At 74.5% G+C, this 17,560-nt stretch carries 15 protein-coding genes; 8 read left to right on the plus strand and 7 right to left on the minus strand.

Annotated elements, in window-relative coordinates; all coding sequences use genetic code 11:
• Entirely contained in the window at nt 1–723 is a 723-nt protein-coding gene (locus J2X68_RS13025) for a CBS domain-containing protein (RefSeq protein WP_310432655.1), read from the minus strand.
• 25 nt (nt 724–748) lie between these two features.
• A complete protein-coding gene (ppdK, locus tag J2X68_RS13030) occupies nt 749–3,433 on the minus strand; it encodes a pyruvate, phosphate dikinase (RefSeq protein ID WP_310432656.1) in 2,685 nt (894 codons plus the stop codon).
• 386 nt (nt 3,434–3,819) lie between these two features.
• Here ppdK and J2X68_RS13035 point away from each other — a divergent pair, with 386 nt between their 5' ends.
• Nucleotides 3,820–5,538, plus strand: coding sequence for a GAF domain-containing protein (locus J2X68_RS13035; protein ID WP_310432657.1), 1,719 nt, complete (start codon nt 3,820–3,822; stop codon nt 5,536–5,538).
• 45 nt (nt 5,539–5,583) lie between these two features.
• On the opposite strand, the gene J2X68_RS13040 is transcribed toward J2X68_RS13035, so the two are convergent.
• Nucleotides 5,584–6,078, minus strand: a complete 495-nt coding sequence (locus J2X68_RS13040; RefSeq protein WP_310432658.1) for an FMN-binding protein — start codon at nt 6,076–6,078, stop codon at nt 5,584–5,586.
• A 7-nt stretch (nt 6,079–6,085) separates the two neighbouring features.
• Nucleotides 6,086–7,438, minus strand: coding sequence for a ferric reductase-like transmembrane domain-containing protein (locus J2X68_RS13045; protein WP_310432659.1), 1,353 nt, complete (start codon nt 7,436–7,438; stop codon nt 6,086–6,088).
• Nucleotides 7,439–7,673: 235 nt separating this feature from the next.
• Here J2X68_RS13045 and J2X68_RS13050 point away from each other — a divergent pair, with 235 nt between their 5' ends.
• The 4 genes from J2X68_RS13050 to J2X68_RS13065 all read left to right on the plus strand — a co-directional run bounded on the left by J2X68_RS13050 (nt 7,674) and on the right by J2X68_RS13065 (nt 11,656).
• Entirely contained in the window at nt 7,674–8,423 is a 750-nt protein-coding gene (locus J2X68_RS13050; RefSeq protein ID WP_310432660.1) for a response regulator transcription factor, read from the plus strand.
• Nucleotides 8,424–8,509: 86 nt separating this feature from the next.
• Complete coding sequence (locus J2X68_RS13055) at nt 8,510–9,961, plus strand: sensor histidine kinase (protein WP_399039894.1); 1,452 nt, start codon at nt 8,510–8,512, stop codon at nt 9,959–9,961.
• A 388-nt stretch (nt 9,962–10,349) separates the two neighbouring features.
• Complete coding sequence (locus J2X68_RS13060; RefSeq protein WP_310432662.1) at nt 10,350–10,550, plus strand: hypothetical protein; 201 nt, start codon at nt 10,350–10,352, stop codon at nt 10,548–10,550.
• 191 nt (nt 10,551–10,741) lie between these two features.
• Complete coding sequence (locus J2X68_RS13065) at nt 10,742–11,656, plus strand: universal stress protein (protein WP_310432663.1); 915 nt, start codon at nt 10,742–10,744, stop codon at nt 11,654–11,656.
• A gap of 347 nt (nt 11,657–12,003) precedes the next feature.
• Here J2X68_RS13065 and J2X68_RS13070 read toward each other — a convergent pair whose 3' ends face one another.
• The 3 genes from J2X68_RS13070 to J2X68_RS13080 all read right to left on the minus strand — a co-directional run bounded on the left by J2X68_RS13070 (nt 12,004) and on the right by J2X68_RS13080 (nt 13,877).
• Nucleotides 12,004–12,660 carry a CBS domain-containing protein gene (locus J2X68_RS13070; RefSeq protein WP_310432664.1) on the minus strand — a complete coding sequence of 219 codons (657 nt, stop codon included), beginning with the start codon at nt 12,658–12,660 and terminating at the stop codon, nt 12,004–12,006.
• 208 nt (nt 12,661–12,868) lie between these two features.
• Nucleotides 12,869–13,090, minus strand: a complete 222-nt coding sequence (locus J2X68_RS13075) for a hypothetical protein (protein ID WP_310432665.1) — start codon at nt 13,088–13,090, stop codon at nt 12,869–12,871.
• Nucleotides 13,091–13,151: 61 nt separating this feature from the next.
• On the minus strand, nt 13,152–13,877 hold the full coding sequence (locus J2X68_RS13080) for a CBS domain-containing protein (RefSeq protein ID WP_310432666.1): 726 nt from the start codon (nt 13,875–13,877) through the stop codon (nt 13,152–13,154).
• 194 nt (nt 13,878–14,071) lie between these two features.
• Here J2X68_RS13080 and J2X68_RS13085 point away from each other — a divergent pair, with 194 nt between their 5' ends.
• The 3 genes from J2X68_RS13085 to J2X68_RS13095 are packed head-to-tail and all read left to right on the plus strand — an operon-like array spanning nt 14,072 to nt 17,515.
• Nucleotides 14,072–14,944 (plus strand): universal stress protein, encoded by an 873-nt coding sequence (locus J2X68_RS13085; protein ID WP_310432667.1) that lies wholly within the window; start codon nt 14,072–14,074, stop codon nt 14,942–14,944.
• 28 nt (nt 14,945–14,972) lie between these two features.
• A complete protein-coding gene (locus J2X68_RS13090) occupies nt 14,973–15,149 on the plus strand; it encodes a hypothetical protein (RefSeq protein ID WP_310432668.1) in 177 nt (58 codons plus the stop codon).
• A complete protein-coding gene (locus J2X68_RS13095) occupies nt 15,146–17,515 on the plus strand; it encodes a glycosyl hydrolase family 65 protein (RefSeq protein WP_310432669.1) in 2,370 nt (789 codons plus the stop codon). Before J2X68_RS13090 ends, J2X68_RS13095 begins: the two co-directional genes overlap by 4 nt.
• Nucleotides 17,516–17,560 lie beyond the last annotated feature (45 nt).

Genomic DNA, 17,560 nt, shown 5'->3' on the forward strand with positions numbered 1-17,560 from the left:
TCAGCCGGGTCCCGCCCCAGGTCCCGTCGGTCCCTCCCTGGGGCCGACCGGCCCCGAACCGACGCGGACGGTCAGCCTGTTGACGACGCCCACCACACCGTCCACCCGGTACGTCAGCCGGATCGCGAGCGGAATGTCGTCGCCGTTGTCCAGGTCGCCCTCCAGCGTGACCATGCCGTCCTGGACCGTGACGGACGCGCCGTGGACCGGCCGGCCCACGGCGCGCGCCAGCACCTCGTCACGGACCTCCCGGCGGATCTCGTCGTCCGTGCGCAGGAAGACCCGCAGCAGGTCGCGCCGGGTGGCGATGCCGATCAGCCGGTCCTCCTCGTCCACGACCGGGAGCCGTTCGACGCCGTGCCGCTCCATGACACGCGCGGCGTCCGCGACGCGCTGTTCCGGATGCACGGTGACCGCGGGCGTCGACATCAGCTCCTGTGCCGTGACGGCGCCGTCGGCCGCGTCGGCGCGGCGGGCGGAGCGGCCGAGCGGCGGCAGCCGCAACCGCCGCAGCCCCCGGGCCCGGGCCCCCGGGGACCCGGCCGCCTGACGGCGGATCAGATCGGTCTGCGAGATCACTCCGACGACCTTGTCGTCGTCGTCCACGACGGGCAGTCCGCCGATCCGATGCCGGTCCAGCAGCCGTACGACGTCCTTGAACGACGTCTCCCGGTGCGCCTCGACGACGTCCTGGGTCATCACCTCACCGACGATGCGGGCCATGCCGGCCACCTCCCTCGCTCTGCGCTCACCTGCTGTCGCTCGTTCCCGTCCCGGAGAGCGCGGCGCGTCCGGCCTCCAGCCGGGCGACCGGGACCCGGAACGGCGAGCAGGAGACGTAGTCCAGTCCCGCCGCGTGGAAGAAGTGGACGGATCCGGGGTCGCCGCCGTGCTCGCCGCACACGCCGATCTTCAGGTCCGGGCGGGCGGCGCGGCCCTCGTCGACCGCGATGCGGACCAGCCGGCCCACCCCGTCGCGGTCGAGGGTCTCGAAGGGGGAGGCGGCGAAGATGCCCTTGTCGAGATAGGCGGAGAAGAACGCCGCCTCGACGTCGTCGCGGGAGAAGCCCCAGGTCGTCTGGGTGAGGTCGTTGGTGCCGAAGGAGAAGAACTCCGCCTCCTCGGCGATCCGGCCGGCCGTGAGCGCGGCCCGGGGCAGCTCGATCATGGTGCCGACCGGGCAGTGCACGGGGACGCCGGACTCCTCGGAGACCTCGGCGAGGACGCGTTCCACCTCCTCGCGTTCGATGCGCAGTTCCTCGACGGCGCCGACCAGCGGCACCATGATCTCCGCCCGGGGGCAGCCCCCGGCCTCCGTCCGTGCCACGACCGCCTCGGCGATCGCCCGCACCTGCATGGCGACCAGTCCGGGGACCACCAGGCCCAGCCGCACCCCGCGCAGCCCCAGCATCGGGTTTTCCTCGTGCATACGGCTGACGGCGTCGAGCAGGTCGGTGTCGTGCGGGTCCGGCGCCGCGCCCCGGGCCTCGGCGGTGGCGAGGCGGACGGCGAGGTCGGTGCGGTCCGGGAGGAACTCGTGCAGGGGCGGGTCGATGAGCCGGATCGTGACCGGCAGCCCGTCCATCGCCTCCAGGATGCCGACGAAGTCCTGCCGCTGGAGCGGCAGCAGCGCGTCCAGAGCCTTCTCGCGCTCGGTCTCGTCGCGGGCCAGGATCATCGCCTCGACCAGCTTGCGGCGCTCGCCGAGGAACATGTGCTCGGTGCGGCACAGTCCGACGCCCTGTGCGCCGAACCGCCGGGCGCGGGCCGCGTCCTCGGGGGTGTCGGCGTTCGCCCGCACCTCCAGCCGCCGGGCCCCGTCGGCCCGTTCCATCGCGCGGGCGACGGCCTCGACCAGTCCGGCCGACCGTTCGCCCTGCTCGAAGTAGCGCATCACCGCGGAGTCGACGAGCGGCGCGGCGCCCAGGTACACGGCTCCCCCCGAGCCGTCGACGGACACGACCGTGCCCTCCTCGACGACGGTGTCGCCCACGGTGAAGCGACGCCCGGCGGTGTCGACGGTGATCTCCTCGGCACCGCACACGCACACCGTGCCCATGCCCCGGGCGACCACGGCCGCGTGGCTGGTCTTCCCGCCGCGGCTGGTGAGCACGGCCTGCGCGGCGATCATGCCCGGCAGGTCGTCCGGGGTGGTCTCCTGTCGCACCAGGACGACCTTCTCGCCCGTGCCCGCCCGGCGGACCGCTTCGGCGGAGTCGAACACCGCCGCGCCCACGGCCGCGCCCGGTGAGGCGGGCAGTCCGTGCGCGAGCGCCTCGCCGACGGCGGAGGTGTCGAACCGGGGGAACATCAGCCGGGCGAGGCCGTCCCCGTCCACCCGGGCCAGACCCTCGTCAGCGCTGATCAGCTTCTCGTCGACGAGTTCCGCCGCGATGGCGAACGCGGCCTCCGCGGTGCGCTTGCCGACGCGGGTCTGGAGCATCCACAGCCGGCCCCGCTCGATGGTGAACTCGATGTCGCACAGATCCCGGTAGTGCCTCTCCAGAGCCTCCATGTGCGTGCGCAGCCGGCCGTACGAGACCGGGTCCAGGTCCTTCAGCGCGGTCAGCGGAACGGTGTTGCGGATACCGGCGACGACGTCCTCGCCCTGCGCGTTCGCCAGGTAGTCGCCGTACAGGCCGGGCCGCCCGGTGGCCGGGTCGCGGGTGAAGGCGACACCGCTTCCCGAGTCGGACCCGAGATTGCCGAAGACCATGGTCTGCACGTTGACCGCGGTGCCCAGGTCGTCGGCGATGTGCTCGCGGCGGCGGTACAGCCGGGCGCGCTCGCCGTTCCAGGACGCGAAGACGGCGAGAACCGCCCGGCGCAGCTGCTCCGCCGGGGACCGGGGGAAGTCCTCGCCGGTCTCCCGCCGGATCAGCTCCTGGTAGGTGCGCACGAGCCCGGCCAGGTCCGCCGCGCTCAGCCCCAGGTCGTTCTTCGCCCCCCGGGACCGCTTGAGCGCGGTCATGGCCTCCTCGAACAGGGAGCCGTCGACCCCCATGACCGTGCTGCCGAACATCTGCACCAGGCGGCGGTAGGAGTCCCAGGCGAAGCGTTCGTTCCCGGAGACCTTCGCCAGGCCGAGCACGGAATCGTCGTTCAGACCGATGTCGAGGATCGTCTCCATCATGCCGGGCATGGAGAAGCGGGCCCCGGAGCGGACGGACAGCAGCAGCGGGTCGTCGGGCTGTCCGAGCCGTCGTCCCGCGGACCGCTCCAGCGCGTCGAGGTGCTCGGAGATCTCGCGGGCCAGGGTGTCCGGCTCGGCGCCGGTGGCCAGGAAGGCCCGGCAGGCCTCGGTGGTCACGGTGAAGCCGGGGGGGACGGGCAGGCCCAGGCGGGTCATCTCGGCCAGGTTCGCGCCCTTGCCGCCCAGCAGGTCGGCCAGGTCACGGCCGCCCTCCGTGAAGTCGTACACGTAACGCGCCATGACACCGGTCTCCTCGGTCGGACGGCTGGCTGGATACCTCACCAGCGTCCGGCCGCCGGGACCGGGGCCGGCAGGTGCCGTCGGTCCCCTCCACCGGGCCGGTCGGCCCAGGCGGTGTCGCCCCCTCGGAACGGCCCGGCCCGGCCCGGCCCGGCCCGGCCCGGCCCGGCCCGGCCCGGCCCGGCCCGGCCCGGACGGCCCGGCGCGGCACGAGCCGGGCGGCGGCGCTTGGTTTGGGCCCGGGCCCCCGAACGGTGAGGGAGACGCAGAAGCGGAGTCACGGGCGCGCGTCTGGATCTACTACCGCGCGCCCCTGCCGACCACTACCGTGAGCCATGACCGGGCCGGTGGGTGTCCGTGCGTCGAGGGGACCTGGAGGAGTACCGGTGGGAAGCCCCGAGGAGGCTCGCGTACGACTGCCTCAGCTGCGGCTGGACGAGCTGCTGGAGGAGCTGCAGGCGCGCCTGGACGCGGCCCGCGGCACGCGTGACCGGGTGCACAGCCTGCTGGAGGCGGTGCTGTCGGTCGGCCGGGAGCTGGACCTGGAGCAGGCCCTGCACCGGATCGTGGAGGCGGCCGCGGTGCTCGTCGACGCGGAGTACGCGGCGCTGGGCGTGATCGGCCCGGACGGCCGACGTCTTTCGGCCTTCCACACGGTCGGGGTGAGCGACGAGCAGATCGCCCGCATCGGCCCGTATCCGGAGGGCCACGGGATCCTGGGGGAGCTGATCCGGCACCCCGAGCCGCTGCGGCTGGCGAAGATCTCCGAACACCCGGCCTCGTACGGCTTCCCGGCGCACCACCCGCCGATGAACACCTTCCTCGGCGTCCCCATCCGGGTGCGCGAGCAGGTCTTCGGCAACCTGTACCTGACCGAGAAGCGGGGCGGGGCCCAGTTCGACGAGGAGGACGTCTCGGTCACCCTCACGCTGGCCGTGGCGGCGGGCGTCGCCATCGACAACGCGCGTCTGTACGAGGAGTCCCGGCTGCGGGAACGCTGGCTGCGGGCGAACGCGGAGATCACGCACAGCCTGATGTCCGGCAACGACCGGGGCGAGGTCCTCGGGCTGATCGCCGAGCGGGCCGGCGAGATCACGGGGTCCGCCCTGGCGGCGGTCGCGCTGCCCATGAAGGACACCGCGTCACTCGCCGTGGAGATCGCCGTCGGGGTGGACTCCGAGGCGCACCGCGGGCTCGTGCTGCCGATGGACAGGAGCCTGATGGGACTGGCCTTCGCCGGCGAGGCCCCGGTCACCAGCGAGGACGTCGCCCACGACGAGCGCATCTCGCTGGAACCGCCGCGGTTCGGCGGACTCGGCCCCGCCGTCGCCCTGCCCATCGGCACGGGCGAGGCGGGCGCGCGCGGCGTCGTGCTGCTGGCCCGCGAAGCCGGCCGCCCGGTGTTCACGGTGACGGAGACCGAGACCCTGCAGCATTTCGCCGCGCAGGCCGCCATCGCGATGGAGCTGGCGGAGCGCCGCCAGGACGCGGCGGCGGTCGCGGTGCTCATGGACCGCGACCGGATCGCCCGTGACCTGCACGATCTGGCCATCCAGCGGCTCTTCGCCACCGGTATGACGCTCCAGAGCGCCGGCCGCTTCATCGAGCACGAGGAGGCCGCGGAGCGCGTGGTGCGCGCGGTCGACGACCTGGACGAGACGATCAAGATCATCCGTTCGACGATCTTCGGCCTGCGCACCCGTGACGGCGCGGGGGAGGCCGGTCTGCGCGCGCGTGCCGTGCGGGTCGTCGGCGAGGCGGCGCCGGTGCTCGGCTTCGCCCCCAGCGTCCGGATGGAGGGCCTGCTGGACACCGACGTGCCCAAGGAGACCGCCGATCACGTGGTGGCGGTGCTCTCCGAGGCCCTGACCAACATCGCCCGGCACGCCCACGCGGACCGCGCCGACGTGCTCCTGGCGACGGACGGACGGGAGATCCGGCTGTCGGTCACGGACAACGGGGTGGGCCTCCCGGCCGACGGCCGCCGCAGCGGGCTGCGCAACATGGCGGAGCGCGCCGAGCAGCTGGGCGGCCGGCTGGAGCTGGCGGAGCCCGCGGGCGGCGGCACCGCGCTGGTGTGGCGGGTGCCGGCGCGCGTGGCGTAGGCCGCGGGTCCGGGCCGGGGACACGGCCGCCGGCACGGGCGGGCGTCAGCCGGCGGCGGCGTCCAGGGCCGACTGGAGCGACTCGCGGTAGCCGTCGCTGGTGTACGTGGCTCCGGACACGGTGTCGATGTCGGCGCTCTGCGCCGTCAGCGCCTCCCTGGTCAGCTGCGGGATGGCGTACGCGTTGATCTGCTGGTCCCTCGGGTTCTCCTGCGGGTACGCGACCGCGGTGACGTCGGTGAGCTTTCCGTCCTTCAGCGTGACCCGGACCTGCACCGGGCCCCAGCGGGTCTGGACGGAGTCCCCGGTGAGGGTCCGGGTCCCCGTGGCCGCGGACCCGCTCGACCCGCCCGACCCGCCCGATCCGGTCGTTCCGCCCGACGCGCTCGAACTGCTGGAGGGCGCGGGGGAGGACGCCAGCCCCGCGACGGCCGGGGTCGTGTGCGGTTTCAGCGACAGCAGCAGCACCATCCCGGAGACGGTCGCCGCGCTCGCCAGCACGATACGGCGCAGCGGACGGTTCTTCTTCAACGTGTGCAAGACGGCCTCACAGCTCGAAGGACTCGTGGTGGATGCGGTGGTCGGGGACCCCGGCGGCGCGCAGGGCCGTGTACAGGTCCTGCGCGAACCCGTGCGGACCGCACAGGTACACGTCGTGGGCGTCCAGGTCGGGCACCGCCGCGCGCAGGCTCCCGGCCGAGAGGTCCGGCCGGCGGCCGTGCGGGCCGTTGAGCGCGTACAGCACCTGCGCCCCGCGCCACCGTGCGACGGTCTCCAGCTCGGCGCCCAGCGCGAGGTCCTCGGCCGTGCGGGCGCGGTAGAGGAGGGTGACGTCGCCCGGCAGCGTCTCGAACAGGGCCCGCAGCGGGGTGATGCCGACCCCGCCCGCGATGAGCAGGGACTTGTGCGCGCTCCGCCGGTCCGCGGTCAGCGCCCCGTACGGACCCTCGGCCCACACCCGGGTCCCGGGCCGCAGCAGGCCGACGGCGGCGCTGTGGTCGCCGAGCGCCTTCACGGTGATGCGCAGCAGATCCGGGCGCGGCGGCGCCGACAGGGAGTACGGCGTGGACGTCCAGCGCATGCCGTCGGTGAGGAACCGCCAGCGCAGGAACTGCCCCGGCCGCGCGCCCAGCTCGTCCAGCCGCCGGCCGCGGACGACGACGGAGTACACGCCCGGCGCCTCCCGGTGCACGGAGTCTACCGTCAGCCGGTGACGCAGGTTGAGCCGTACCGGAGCGAGGATCCGGAACCACACCACCAGAGCCGCGACGCCGAGGTACAGCACGTACCAGGCGACCTGCGCGGGCCGGCTGCCGACGAGGTCGGACCCCAGGGCGAGCTGGTGGCCGAAGGCGAGGAAGACCGCGGCGTACGTCAGCAGGTGCGTGTAGAACCAGAACTCGTGGCTGACCCGGCGGCGCACCGCGCGGGCCGAGGTGATCCCGACCGCGAACAGGATGACCGTGCCGGCGGTGGCCTTGAGCATCTCCGGGTAGTCCAGGACCACCGTGAGCGTCTCGTCCACGAACGACGAGCCGTCCTGGGCGGCGTACCCGAGCAGGATCAGCACGACGTGCGCCACCAGCAGACAGATCGTGTAGCGGCCCGCCATGGCGTGCCAGCGGGTCACCCGGTCCGCCCCGATGCGCCGCTCCAGGAGCGGGACGCGCGCCATCAGCCCGACGAGGACGGCGCAGGCGTACCCGCACAGCAGTCCCGCGATCCGCCCGGCCCCCGTCAGCCAGCCCGCGGCGCCCACGACCGACCCGGTGTCGAGCCACCACAGGGCGACCACGGCCGCGGCGCCGCCCCACAGCAGGGCGAGCACCGGGCCGACAGGGGAGCGCCGGGGGGCGGGGGGCGCCGGGGCCACCCCTCGCCGCGCGTAGGCCGTCGTCATCCGCATGTCCCTTCGCCGTCCGTACGACCGGCGTTCTTCGGCCGTCCGGGACGACACTGTGCCGACACAACCTCTGAGCCGGCTCTCAGCGCCCGGGGGCCGCGGGCGGTCCCGTCGCAGGTGGGAAGGGCCGCCGGGGCGACCGGCGCCGGGAGGCGGCACGGCGCACTCATAGGGAACTCAGAGGTCGAGAAGGCGGCCCCCGCCGCGGGGAGACCGCATCCTGGTAGCTGAGATGAACACTTCCCGCCCGCGCGGCCCAGGCCGCCCCGTGCTGACCCGGACCGACGGCGCCCCGCTCCGGGTCCTCGTCGTCGACGACGACCCCGACCTCGCCGAGGTGCTCTCCGGCGCCCTGCGCTACGACGGCTGGGAGGCGCGCACGGCCGGTGACGGCGTCTCGGCCGTCGCCGCGGCACGCGAGCTGCTGCCCGACGCCATCGTCCTCGACGTCATGCTCCCGGACACCGACGGCTTCGCCGTGCTGCGCTCCCTGCGTGCGGTGCGGCCCGACGTCTGTGTGCTCTTCCTGACCGCCAGGGACGCGGTCGAGGACCGTATCGCGGGCATCACGGCGGGCGGCGACGACTACGTGACGAAGCCGTTCAGCCTGGAGGAGGTCGTCGCCCGCCTGCGCGGACTGCTGCGCCGGGCCGGCATGGCCCGGCAGCTGGCGGACGGACCGCGGCTGACCGTCGGCGACCTGGTCATGGACGAGGAGGCCCGCGAGGTCACCCGCGGCGGCGAGCTCGTCGAACTCTCCCCGACGGAGTTCGAACTGCTGCGCTTCCTGATGCGCAACCCGCGACGGGTCCTCAGCAAGGCGCAGATCCTCGACCGCGTGTGGTCCTACGACTTCGGCGGGCAGGCCCATGTGGTCGAGCTGTACATCTCCTACCTGCGCAAGAAGGTGGACGCGGGGCGCCCGCCCATGATCCACACGGTGCGGGGCGCCGGATACGTGCTCAAGCCGGTGGCTCGGTGAGGGCGCTGGGGAGAGCGACGGCGGGGCTGCGACAGCGCCTCGCACGACGTCCCCTCCGGCGCGCGGCGGGGCGATGGGCGGCCCGGCTGCCCCGGCCGCACACCTTGCGGGCCAGGCTCACCGCCGGCCTCGTGGTGCTGCTCGCGGTCAGCTGCGCGGCCGTCGGGGTGGCCGCGGTGGTGGAGCTGAACGGCTTCCTCACCGGCCGCCTGGACCAGCAGCTGCGCGAGGCGGGCGAACGGTTCCCGGCGAGCCTGGAACACGGCGGGGACCGGCCCTCCGACCACGACGGCGACGGGGACGGCGACACCCGTCGGCAGACCGTCGGGACCTTCGGGGCCCGGCTGGTCGGCGACACGGTCACGAACGCCGCGGTGGTGGGCTCCGGCACGGGCGCGGTGGACGTCACGCTCGGCGCCGCGGACCGCGCCACGCTCGCCGCGGTCCCGGCCGACGGCAAGGGACACACGATCGATCTCTCGGCGCTGGACGACTACCGCGTGATGGCGGTCCGGGGCAGGGACGGCGACGTCCTGATCACCGGACTGCCCACGGAACCCGTCGAGGCCACCGTCCACCGGCTGGAACTCGTCGCCGCGGTCGTCTTCGGCGCCGCGCTGGTCCTGGCCGGCTTCGCGGGGGCGGTGTGGGTGCGCTGGTCGCTGCGGCCGCTCAGCAGAGTGGCCGCGACGGCCACGAGGGTCAGCCGCCTCCCCTTGTCCAGCGGCGAGGTGGGCCTCTGGCCGCGCGCGCCCGAGGCCGACCCGCGCAGCGAGGTCGGACGGGTCGCCGGCGCCTTCAACACGATGCTCGGCCACGTCGAGGACGCGCTGACCAAACGGCACGCGAGCGAGGAGCGGCTGCGCAGCTTCGCCGCCGACGCCAGCCATGAGCTGCGTACGCCCGTCGCGTCGATCCGCGGCCACGCGGAACTCGCGCTGCTGCACCCCGGCCCGGTGCCGCCCAAGGTGGCGCGGGCCCTGGAACGCATCGAGGCGGAAGCGGCCCGCATGGGCGAGATGGTCGACGACCTGCTGCTGCTCGCCCGCCTCGACGCGGGCCGCCCGCTGGAGCGCCTTCCCGTCGACCTGACCCGGCTGGTCCTGGACGCGGTGACGGACGCGCAGGCCGCGGGCCCCGGACACCGCTGGACGCTGGAGCTGTCCGAGGAGCCGGTGACGGTGGCGGGTGACGCCCACCGGCTCCATCAGGTGCTGGCGAACCTGCTGGCCAACGCCCGCCTGCACACCCCCGTCGGCAGCACGATCACCATCTCGCTGGCGACCGAGGACGGCACGGCGGTGCTCAAGGTGCACGACGACGGCCCCGGCGTCGCCGCCGACGTCCGGCCCAGGGTCTTCGAGCGCTTCACCCACGGGGACCGCCGCCGCGCGGAGGGCGTGGAGAACGGCACCGGCACCGGGCTCGGCCTGTCGATCGTGGCGGCGGTGGCGGAAGCCCACGGCGGCGGCGTCGCCCTCGACAGCGTCCCCGGCTCGACGACGTTCACGGTGCGGATCCCCGTCGGCGACGGCTGACCGGACGCCGACGCCCCGCCCGGCCGTGGCACGGCGAGGGCGGGAAGGACGCCATCCGCTTCTCGCGGATCCTGATTGCGCGGTGCGCGGCTTTCGAGGGCCGCTCCTCCGCGCCTCTGCCTGGTCCTTCCCGCCGCGTCCAGCACACCACCCGGACCGCCCGGCCGCCAGGGCCGATCGGCCCCACCCCGGGGAAGAGCGGACGCCGTCGGACCACCGGGGGGTGTCGTGTCCCGTTTCCCGGCCCCGTCGACCCCGCCGTGCCCGGGCGGCCCCACGCATCAGGGACCTTGCGCGTCGCCGTCCGGCCCCCTCGGCTCATGCGACCGGGCCGGCGGGGGAGTTGGCTGGTGGCAGGAGAAGGATCCGACCAGGGAGGGCGAGCACAGTGGGTACGAGTCTCACACCGGAGTTCTGGGAACGGTTCGCGGCGCTGCTCGTGCCGGCCGTGGGCCTGACGTGCGTCCTCACCGCGGCGCTCGAACGCCTCGCCGCCCTGCTGCCGCGGCGTCCGGGCCGCCGGACGCCGTCACGGACGACGCCGTACCGGCCGGAGCGCAGCGAGCACGGCATGCCGGTGCACTCCTGACGCACCCGGCGGACGACGTTCTCGTGCGGCCGGCGCGGCTGTCGTGGGCCGGGGCCCGCTCCCCGGCGCGTCGTGCCGGACCGCGGCGCCCGCGCCCGGGCCGGTCGGCTCCCCGGCCGGGACCTCTGGCCCCTCCTGCGGAGCGTGCGGGGCCCGGAGACTGACGTTGCATCCCCGAAGGAGGACCGCACATGCCCGCCATCATCGTCGGTCTCGACGGCTCGCCGGAAAGTCTGGCCGCCGCGGACTGGGCCGCCCGCGAAGCGACGCAACGAGAGGAACCCCTGTGCCTCCTGCATGCCGGAGACCCGCTGGGTTCCCTGTACATCCCTTACATGGGGGTTCCCGCGCCGGGCGCGGTCGAAGCGCTGCGCGACTGGTCGGCCCACCTGCTGCGCGAGGCGGAGTCCCGGCTCACCGAACGCCACCCCGGTCTGCGGATCACCACCCGGCAGTCCGAGGCGGAGGCCGTCCCGGCCCTGCTGGCCGCCGCGGAGGAAGCCGGACTGCTGGTCCTCGGCTCGCGTGCGCTCGGCACGGTGACCGGCTTCCTGCTCGGCTCCGTCGCCCTCGCGGTGGTGGCGCGCACCGACCGGCCGGTCGTCCTCGTACGGGCCGGTGAGCAGGCCGAGGACGAGCATCTCCCGGACGCCGCGGGCGCCGCGACGGACGCCACTCCGTACCGTGACGTGGTGCTGGGACTGGACATGGAGGAACCGGGCGACGCCGTCGTCGAGTTCGCCTTCGAGACCGCGCGCCGACGCGTGACCGGTCTGCGGGTCGTCCACGGCTGGAATCCGGCGGCCGCCTACGGCTACGGCGCCTTCGTCGACTCCGGACTCGCCGCCGACATGGCCGAGGAGACCCGGCACGGCCTGAGCGACGTCCTGCGCCCGTGGAAGGAGAAGTTCCCCGAGGTGGAGGTGCGCGCGCAGGCCGTCGTCGGCAGCGCGGGCCGCCATCTGGTGCACGCCTCGCGGGACGCGTCGCTGGTGGTCGTCGGGCGCAAGAGGCGCCACGCGCTGGTCGGCAGCCATATCGGCCCGGTGGCGCACGCGGTGCTGCACCACGCGTCCGCGCCGGTGGCGGTGGTGCCGCACGACTGACGTCCGGGCCGGGACGCGCGGACGTCGCGGAGACGTCCGCGGAGTTTCCGGCACGGTGCCCGGGACCGTCACGGTCCCGGTCCCCGGGGGGTGAGGACGGGGGCCGGGACCACTCCGGGATGCGGCGCGGCTGCGGCAGGGCGCGCCGGCCGCATCGGGTGTGCGCGGCCGGTGATTCCGCCGGCCGCGCACACCCGCTGTCCGCCCACACCGCTGTCCGCCCGCACCCGCTGCCCCGCTCGGCGGCCTCCGGTCCCCGCGGGCGGGGAGTTCAGTGCCGCGCGGACGACGGCGGCGCCGGGTGGCCGGCGGGCGGACCGGGGCCGGGCGTGGGCCCCGGCGTGCCGCTACCCGGCGCCGCTCGCGCCGGCCAGGTGGCAGCGGACGTCGACGATTCCCTCGACGGCCCGCGCCAGCCGCTCGGCCACCGGTATCAGCTCCGCGCCGTCCACCCATCCCGTGAGGGTCACGACCCCTTCGGACACGTCGACCCGGACGTGGTCGGCGGACAGCGGGAAGAGGCGGTCGACGACCTCGTGACGCACTTCCCCGGTGAGGTCCTCGTCGTCCCGCAGGAACACCTTGAGCAGATCCGAGCGGCTGACGACGCCCTCGAGCTTGCCCTCGCCGTCGATGACGGGCAGCCGCTTGACGCCGCGCCTGGCCATGATGCGCGCCGCCTCGGCCAGCGTGGTGGTGCCGTGCACGGTGACCGCCGGGCTGCTCATCGCCTCCTCGGCGGTCAGCGCACCGGCCCTCGCCAGGTCGGACAGGCGCCGCCGCTGGGTGAACCGGTCCGGAACGCCCTCCCGGAACTCCTCCTTGGGCAGCAGGTCGGCCTCCGAGACGACCCCGATCACCCGGCCCTCACCCTCCAGTACGGGCAGCGCGCTCACCTCCCACCGCTCCATGAGCCGGACGATCTCCTTGAACGGCGCGTCGCGGCCGACGGCGACGACGGCACGTGTCATCACGTCGCTCACGACGTGCGGGCTGGTCTGCATGGTCTCCTCCTCCAGGCGATCGGGTGAGGACGGCTGGGCGGGGCGGGTGCCGGGACGTCACGTGGACGGGCGAGGGCCCGTCCCCGCCAGGATGCGCGAGGGCCCGTCCCGCCGTCGCGTCGCCTCCGAGGGCGGGACGGGCCGGAGGGCGCCGCACGTCCGGTCGCGGACGCGGGCGCCGCCCGTGACGGCCGGCCGACGGTGGCGGTCACTTCCGGAACTCCCGGTGGTCGTCGTTCTTGCCGAAGTAGTGCCGTTCCTCGACGAACTCCCGCTCACCGGGGCGCAGGACCGTGCCCGGTGTCGACAGGAAGGCGACGAGCCCGAGCACGCCGACGGCCATCAGCGCGAAGCCGACGACGAACGAGCTGTAGCCGAAGACCAGGCAGGCGCCCAGCACGGCGGCCGCGATCAGAAGGATGGGGATCATGACCGGTGTCCTTTCTCCCCGCTGTGAACGTGCGAGGTGACCGGCGCGGCGGAGCGCCGGTTCAGAGCTTGCGCAGCCAGTCGTCGGCGACACCGTGCACGGCCAGACCGGCGGGTTGCGGGTGCTTGTCGTCGAGGCGGTAGGAGAGGTGGTCGACGACGTCCACGACGCCGTCCAGCCGCCGCGTCATGCCGACGGCGATGGGGATCTCACTGCGCCGCTCCAGTTGACCGGTGAGGGTGACCACACCGTCCCGGACGGTCGCCTCGACGGTGTGCGGGGCCAGCCAGAGCGTGTTGACGAAGACCTCCTGCCGCACGTCCCGCCGGATCTCCTCGTCGGAGCGCAGGAAGACCCGGAGCAGGTCGCCGCGCGTGACGATGCCCACCAGCGAGCCCTCCTCGTCCACCACGGGCAGCCGCTCGACGCGGTGGCGCGTCATGAGCCGGGCGGCCTCGGAGACCGTGGCGTCGGCGCGTGCGGTGACCGCGGGGGCCGACATCATCGCGCCGGCGGTCCGGGCACGGCTCCCGGCGGCGTGCCGGGCACGGCCGCCGAGCAGACGCCGCAGGCGGGCCCCGATCCCGTCGGACCCCGGCCGGTGAGCCTGACGCAGCACGAGGTCGGACTCGGAGATCACACCGATGACCTTCCGGTTCCCGTCGACGACCGGGAGCCCGCTGATGCGGTGCTCTTCGAGCAGACGCACCACTTCCTTGAACGGCGTGTCGCACCGTGCGGTGACGACGTCGCCGACCATGAGAGCGCCTGTCCTCGTGGGCTTCATGGCTGAGCCTCGCTTTCCTGGGCGGTCGTGGTCACGCACCCCGTTCCGGGGCCTCGCCCCCAGCTTCCGGCGAGGGCCGCGCGGTCCGCATGGGCCGATCGTCCCCTCCCGGGGCCCATCCGCCTCTCGTGCGGACGGCCGACCGGTGCGACGGTGAAGTGGACCCCTGCGCGGCATGGAAGGCGGTGAGGACCATGACACTTCCCCTGGTCACGGGCGTCGACGGATCCGACGCGAGTCTGACGGCGGTCGACTGGGCGGTGGACGAGGCCGCCCGGCACGGTCTCGCGCTGCGGCTGGTGCACGCCTCGCGCTGGGAGAGGTACGAGAGGGCAGCGTCCCGCAGCCCCGGCCGCCCGGCCGGGCGCGTCCTCGCGGAGAACCTCGTCGCCACCGCGGCCGAGCGCGCCGGACGGCGTCACCCCGAGGTGAAGATCACCACCGATGTCGTCCCGGACGACGCGGCGGACGCGCTCCTGCGGGCGGGTGACGACGCGTTCGCCCTGGTCACGGGCGCGCGCGGCCGCGGGGAGCTGAAGGGCATGCTCCTCGGCTCCGTCGGCCTGGCCGTGGCGGCCCGCGCGCACTGCCCGGTGATCGTGGTCCGGGGCGACGAGGCGGGCCTGGCCGGCTCGCGCCGGCGGATCCTGCTGGGCGCGGGCGAACCCGCGACCGGGGCCGAGGCCGTGCGCTTCGCCTTCCGCGAGGCCGAGGCGCGTGACTGCCCGCTGGACGTCGTCCGCGCCTGGCGGTGCCCCGCCCACGAGAGCGCGGACGACCCCGCGCTCGCGAACGAACCGGTCCGCCGGCACGAGGAACGCGCCTCCGCCCTGCTCGACGAGCTGCTGCGGGAGGAGGCGGCGGCCCGTCCCGGTGTCCGGGTGCGCGCGGTCACGGCCGAGGGACCGGCCCACAGCGTCCTCGTGCGCCGTTCGGAAGCCGCCGACCTGGTGATCGTCGGGGCCCGGCGCAGACACGGCCGCCTCGGACTCCAGCTCGGCCGGGTGAGCCACACCCTGCTCCACCACGCGCGCTGCCCGGTGGCGGTCGTACCGCAGGCGGTGTGAACGTGGTATCCACCGGCCCCGAGGGGGAATGATGACCGCCGCCCGGTCCCGTGAGGTGCTCGCGCCCGAACCGAGGGGCGTCGAGGCGCCCGTGTGCGACACCGGGTCGGTGATCACCGACCCGGCGGAGGCGCACGCGTGGCACGCGGCCGACATCGTCGTGCGCGAACCCGGGGAGTGCCTCGGCGCGGGAGCACGGCGGTGACGGGCTGGACGTGGGAGTACCACGGCTACGACCCGGCGCAGGAGAGCCTGCGGGAGTCGTTGTGCGCGCTCGGCAACGGCTGCTTCGCGACCCGCGGAGCGCTGCCGGAGTGCAGCGCGGACGGCGTGCACTACCCCGGCACCTATGTGGCGGGCTGCTACGACCGGCTCACCACGGAGGTGGCGGGGCGCCGCGTCGAGAACGAGGACATGGTCAACCTCCCGAACTGGCTGCCGCTGCGGTTCCGCCTCGAAGGCCGGCCGTGGCTCACCCCCGACACGGCCGAGGTGCTGGAACACCGGCAGGTGCTGCACCTGGCCTCGGGCCTGCTGGAGCGCCGCACCCGGTTCGGCCTCGGCGAGGGGCGGGCGCTGGCGGTGCGGCAGCAGCGCCTCGTGCACATGGCCGACCCCCATCTGGCCGCCCTGCGCACCGAGTTCACGGCCGAGGGTTTCACCGGCGAGCTCGACGTGGAGGCGGCGCTGGACGGCGGCGTCACCAACTCGGGGGTCGCCCGCTACCGGGACCTGGACGGCCGGCACCTCACCCGGCTGCACACCGGGTCCGTCGAGCCCGACACGGTCTGGCTGCGCTGCCGTACCCGCACGTCCGACGTCCGCATCGGCATGGCGGCCCGGCTGACGGCCGACGTGCCGGTCACCGACCGGCACGAGGAATCACGCGTCGGCCAGCGGGTGCGGCTGAGCCTGCGTCCCGGCCGGACCGTCACCGTCGACAAGACCGTCGCCCTGCACACGTCCCGCGACCCCGCGATCAGCGACCCGCTGGACGCCGCGATCGACCGCGTCGGCGCCGCGCCCCCCTTCGACGAACTCCTCGAAGGGCACCTGACGGCCTGGGACCAGCTGTGGCGGCGGGCCGGACTGGACGTCCCCGGCGAGGCAGGCGACATCCTGCGGCTGCACCTCTTCCACGTGCTGCAGACCCTCTCCCCGCACACGGCGGACCTGGACGCCGGCGTCCCGGCCCGCGGGCTGCACGGAGAGGCGTACCGCGGCCATGTCTTCTGGGACGAGCTGTTCGTGCTGCCGTACCTGGACCTGCACTTCCCGGAGGTCTCCCGCGCGCTGCTCCGCTACCGGCACCGCCGCCTCGACCGCGCGTGCGCCGCGGCCCGTGCGATCGGCCGGCGCGGCGCGCTCTACCCCTGGCAGAGCGGCAGCGACGGACGCGAGGAGACCCAGCAGTTGCACCTCAACCCGCGGTCGGGGCGCTGGCTGCCGGACCACACACGGCTCCAGCGGCACGTCGGCTCGGCGGTCGCGTACAACGTGTGGCGGTACTGCGAGGCCAGCGGCGACGCCGAGTTCCTGCACACCAAGGGCGCCGAGATGCTGCTGCAGATCGCCCGCTTCTGGGCGGACTCGGCCACCTGGGACGAGGGACTCGGGCGGCACCGCATCCGGGGCGTGATGGGCCCCGACGAGTACCACGACGCCTATCCCGACGCGCGGCGGCCGGGTCTCGACGACAACGCGTACACCAACGTCACCGCCGCCTGGGTGCTCGCACGCGCCCTGGAGGTCCTGCGGATCCTGCCCGAACCGCGGCGGCGCGAACTCGCCGAGCGCACCGGCCTGGACGACGGCGAGCTCGAACAGTGGGAGGACGTCTCCCGCACGCTCCACGTGCCCTTCCACGACGGTGTCATCAGCCAGTTCGAGGGCTACGGCGACCTCGCCGAACTCGACTGGGAGGGCTACCGCCGGCGGTACGGCGACATCCGGCGCCTGGACCGGATCCTGGAGGCCGAGGGTGACACCGTCAACCGCTACAAGGCGTCCAAACAGGCCGACGTCCTGATGCTCGGCTTCCTCTTCTCGCCCGCCGAACTCCGCGGTCTCCTCGAGCGGTTGGGCCACCGGCTGGAGGACGACGCCTGGCACCGCACGGTCGACCACTATCTCCTGCGCACCAGCCACGGCTCGACGCTCAGCGGGCTGGTGCACGGCTGGGTGCTGGCCCGCGCGCGCCGCGCCGAGGCATGGGCGTACTGCCAGGAGGCCCTGCGCGGCGACATCGCCGACCTCCAGGGCGGCACCACCGGCGAGGGCGTCCACCTGGGCGCCATGGCCGGCACCCTGGACCTCGTCCAGCGGGGACTGACCGGACTGGAGACCCGCGAGGGCGCGCTCTGGCTCGACCCGGTGCCGCTGCCGGAGCTGTCCTCCTACGGCTTCTCCCTCCGCTACCAGGGGCACTGGGGCGTGCGGCTGCGGCTGGAGCGCGGCGGGCTCGAGGTGACGGTGCCGCCGTCCGACCGCTCACCGATCGACATCCGGCTGCCGGACCGCTCGGTCAGCGTGCAACCGGGCGAGACATGTCACCTGTTCCTCCCGGACTGACGGCGACGACCGCGGAGAGGGGCCGGACGGCCCCCGGAGGGGACC

The sequence above is a fragment of the Streptomyces sp. 3330 genome (assembly GCF_031456635.1).
Classification (GTDB): Bacteria; Actinomycetota; Actinomycetes; order Streptomycetales; family Streptomycetaceae; genus Streptomyces.

Excerpts from the sequence above, each read along its gene's own strand:
- J2X68_RS13090 (WP_310432668.1), top strand. The coding sequence starts at position 14,973 with ATGATGACCGCCGCCCGGTCCCGTGAGGTGCTCGCGCCCGAACCGAGG.
- ppdK (WP_310432656.1), bottom strand. The coding sequence starts at position 3,433 with ATGGCGCGTTACGTGTACGACTTCACGGAGGGCGGCCGTGACCTGGCC.
- J2X68_RS13050 (WP_310432660.1), top strand. The coding sequence starts at position 7,674 with ATGAACACTTCCCGCCCGCGCGGCCCAGGCCGCCCCGTGCTGACCCGG.
- J2X68_RS13025 (WP_310432655.1), bottom strand. The coding sequence starts at position 723 with ATGGCCCGCATCGTCGGTGAGGTGATGACCCAGGACGTCGTCGAGGCG.
- J2X68_RS13045 (WP_310432659.1), bottom strand. The coding sequence starts at position 7,438 with ATGACGACGGCCTACGCGCGGCGAGGGGTGGCCCCGGCGCCCCCCGCC.
- J2X68_RS13080 (WP_310432666.1), bottom strand. The coding sequence starts at position 13,877 with ATGAAGCCCACGAGGACAGGCGCTCTCATGGTCGGCGACGTCGTCACC.
- J2X68_RS13070 (WP_310432664.1), bottom strand. The coding sequence starts at position 12,660 with ATGCAGACCAGCCCGCACGTCGTGAGCGACGTGATGACACGTGCCGTC.
- J2X68_RS13065 (WP_310432663.1), top strand. The coding sequence starts at position 10,742 with ATGCCCGCCATCATCGTCGGTCTCGACGGCTCGCCGGAAAGTCTGGCC.
- J2X68_RS13085 (WP_310432667.1), top strand. The coding sequence starts at position 14,072 with ATGACACTTCCCCTGGTCACGGGCGTCGACGGATCCGACGCGAGTCTG.
- J2X68_RS13075 (WP_310432665.1), bottom strand. The coding sequence starts at position 13,090 with ATGATCCCCATCCTTCTGATCGCGGCCGCCGTGCTGGGCGCCTGCCTG.